General features: G+C 65.9%; 3 protein-coding genes. 1 reads left to right on the top strand and 2 read right to left on the bottom strand.

Features of this window, described 5'->3' with window-relative positions:
• The coding region (locus tag WAW17_RS00115; protein WP_422331006.1) for a helix-turn-helix domain-containing protein at positions 1-602 on the bottom strand (602 nt) is incomplete at its 3' end.
• A gap of 943 nt (positions 603-1545) precedes the next feature.
• Here WAW17_RS00115 and nrtS point away from each other — a divergent pair.
• Positions 1546-1770 carry a nitrate/nitrite transporter NrtS gene (nrtS, locus tag WAW17_RS00110; RefSeq protein WP_422331007.1) on the top strand — a complete coding sequence of 75 codons (225 nt, stop codon included), beginning with the start codon at positions 1546-1548 and terminating at the stop codon, positions 1768-1770.
• A 118-nt stretch (positions 1771-1888) separates the two neighbouring features.
• Here the strand turns inward: nrtS and WAW17_RS00105 are convergent, their stop codons facing one another.
• The gene (locus WAW17_RS00105) at positions 1889-2563 is read right to left on the bottom strand and encodes a class I SAM-dependent methyltransferase (protein ID WP_422331005.1); all 675 of its coding nucleotides are present in this window, start codon (positions 2561-2563) and stop codon (positions 1889-1891) included.
• Positions 2564-2706 lie beyond the last annotated feature (143 nt).

Below are 2706 nucleotides of genomic sequence, written 5' to 3'. Positions count from 1 at the left end.
TCGTTGGGCCCGTGCAGCCCTTCGCCATCGAGCAACAGCGAATCGCCCGGCCGCAGTGTGTACTCCGCTTCACCGTGCCCGTAGACCATCACTCCCTCGAGCATGTAGAGCAACTCGGTGCCGGCGTGCTGGAACAAGGGAAACGTCTCACTGGCGTCGGTGAGCGTGACCAGAACCGGCTCGAGTCTCTTGTGCTGCCCACGGAGGGCGCCGAGAAGTTCGTAATGGTGACCCACCCGGGTTCCCCGCCCGACGATGACCGCACCATGACCCGATTCGACGTACACGGCATCGCGGGCGGTATCCGCGCCGCGGAACAACGAGGTCACGGGCACATCGAGTCCGGCTGCCAAACGTGCCAGCGTGGACAGACTGCACGAGGTCTGCGAATTCTCGATCTTGGACAGCATGGCCTTCGAGATGCCGACCTTCGTCGCCATATCCCCGACGGAGAGACCACTGGCCTTGCGCAGCGCGCGGACCTGCTTCGCGATCACCTTCTCCAGGTCCGGCCCCGTAGGCGTATCAGAGGGCACCTCGCGCTCGACAGGCGCCGGGTCTCCGGTATCGCGATGGACTTCGGAATCTGATCGAGTCGCCACTTGCGCATCCTAACAGCAGTGTTTACTGACAGGAAACAGCAACTTACGGCGGGGGTCGAAGCGGTTCGGATGGCCACACAATCCAGAGTGAGCCTCGCATCACTCTCGTTCTTGGACAAGGAAATCCCATTAGACGACACATAAGCAGCGAAAAGTACGGGTTGTCTGAATGATACGAGCAGACCCAACTTGGACACGGCTCTTCACGGTTCTCGAACCGCTTGGGTTCCTTTCCATTGATCCCCGCAGCCGCCAACGCATCCGGGCCGGATCCATCACAAGGGGGAAGTCGAAGTCGAGACCATCACGACTGCAGGTGGCCTCAGGAAGGCGCATATGTTCAATGCAGGGTGTGCCGCGCCGGAACGTCTGAATCACCGCATTTCCGATATGACTTTCGCAACCGCGCTCCGCCGCAGGTCGCTGTGCGACTTCGGCTGTAGAGGGCCGCCGCGCATTCGAACATCGGGGCCCTGGCGTGGTGCGGGTCGGTGGTGCTTACGCCCGGGAAGCATCAACCCGCACCTCTTCCGGCCGCGGCGCAGGGAGCGCGAGTAAACGCCGCACGACGCTACCGAGTGGCGGCGTGGTCGGCGAGAAGTGCGGTCAGCTCTTCGGCGTAGGTGACCTGATTCCGCAGTGTGCGGCAGCTTTCCTCGGCGCGGACATGGCATTCGGTCACAAATGCCTGCGCTGCCGCCTTGTCCTCGGCGGGCCGGTCCGAGGCCAGAGTTTGGAGGGAGTGGGTCTGGGCCGCCTCGAAGCCGGATGGCGGTGTCCGGGCGACGATGTGTGCCGGTAGGGTGGCCGAAATCGAGGGCGGGGGTCGATGGCTACGGGCTGGAGCACGGTGGAAACTGACGACTATGAAGGACGAGCGCCCGAGCCGGGCGGGGACCTGGGACCGCGGCCGGGTGGGTGGTCTCGTCCCGGTGAGGCGCTGATGCTGTTCGTGCGCGGTGTCACCGTACGCACGGCAGCACCGACTGCCGCGGTGGTGGGGACCGTTCTGTCGGTGGTCAATCAGGGGTCGGTCATGGTTGCCGGCGACGCGGACGGCGGCACGTGGGTGCGCATTGTCGTGAACTATCTGGTGCCGTTTTGTGTGGCGAGTGTGGGTTATCTTTCTGCCCGCCGGGGCACGTCGGGTGTGACGCGGGGGCACTGACGCCCACCACGGCCGGTCTACCGGGACTACGGCGCCGCGGAGGACCGGCAGATAGCGACGAGCCGTGCGGATCAGGCATGAAGGCAGCACGGTGGATGTCCGCTGCCCGGCACGGCCGCTACATCGACCGAACGGTGTTTCGTTCGGGCCCAGGGTCGGCGGCGGTGGGGACCGATCCGACGCGGACCTGGATGTGGCCGCAGCGGGCGGACGCGGACCGAACGTCGGTCATCGCCGACTCGATCACCGTCCAGGGGTGCGCGTCGATGTCCGATCCCCCCAGCAGGCACGCCAACCGTGCGAGGGGTGTCCACACGGCGGCGCACCCGACCGGTTTCTGCATGTCGACCACCGCCACCCGTCCACCGGGGTGGGTCATCTCGATCATCGTGGACAGCGCGCGCGGCCACTTCGGCATCAGGGACAACGCGTAGGTACTCACGGCGGCATCGAACTGCTGGCGGTCCACCCCGAGGTCCGCTGGGTCCAGGTCGGTGGCGTCGGCTTCGACGAGTCGCACGTTGCTCCATCCGGCCGAACGGGTGCGGCGGCGCGCCTGGTCGAGCATCTGCGGGCTGGCATCGACTGCGGTGATCGACCCGGTCGGGCCGATCCGGCGTTGCAGGTGGGCGAAGTTCAGACCGGTGCCGCAGCCGACGTCGAGGACGTGCCCTCCGGGCTGCAGCACGAGCAGATCGATCGCCGCGACGCGCCCGGCGCGGTAGACCGGCCATTCGGCGGAGATGAGGTCGTAGAAGCGGGCCGAGGTGCGGTAGCGGGCCGGTCGTCTCATTGGCAGTCCATTCGTAGATGTCTTGGCACAACTTGTCCGGTACGGGAACACCGGGAGGTTCTCGGAGGGTTCCCCCAGCGTGCATCAATCCGAGGTAGGCGACCACGACGCGCAGGCACGCGGATTCCGGCAGTATGTCGAGC

The sequence above is a fragment of the Rhodococcus sp. (in: high G+C Gram-positive bacteria) genome (assembly GCF_049286785.1).
Classification (GTDB): domain Bacteria; phylum Actinomycetota; class Actinomycetes; order Mycobacteriales; family Mycobacteriaceae; genus Rhodococcus_F.
This window is presented reverse-complemented; position numbering and strand designations above follow the sequence as displayed.

Bases quoted from the DNA above. Each gene is read 5' to 3' on its own strand.
- WAW17_RS00105 (WP_422331005.1), bottom strand. From the start codon at position 2,563: ATGAGACGACCGGCCCGCTACCGCACCTCGGCCCGCTTCTACGACCTC.
- nrtS (WP_422331007.1), top strand. From the start codon at position 1,546: ATGCTGTTCGTGCGCGGTGTCACCGTACGCACGGCAGCACCGACTGCC.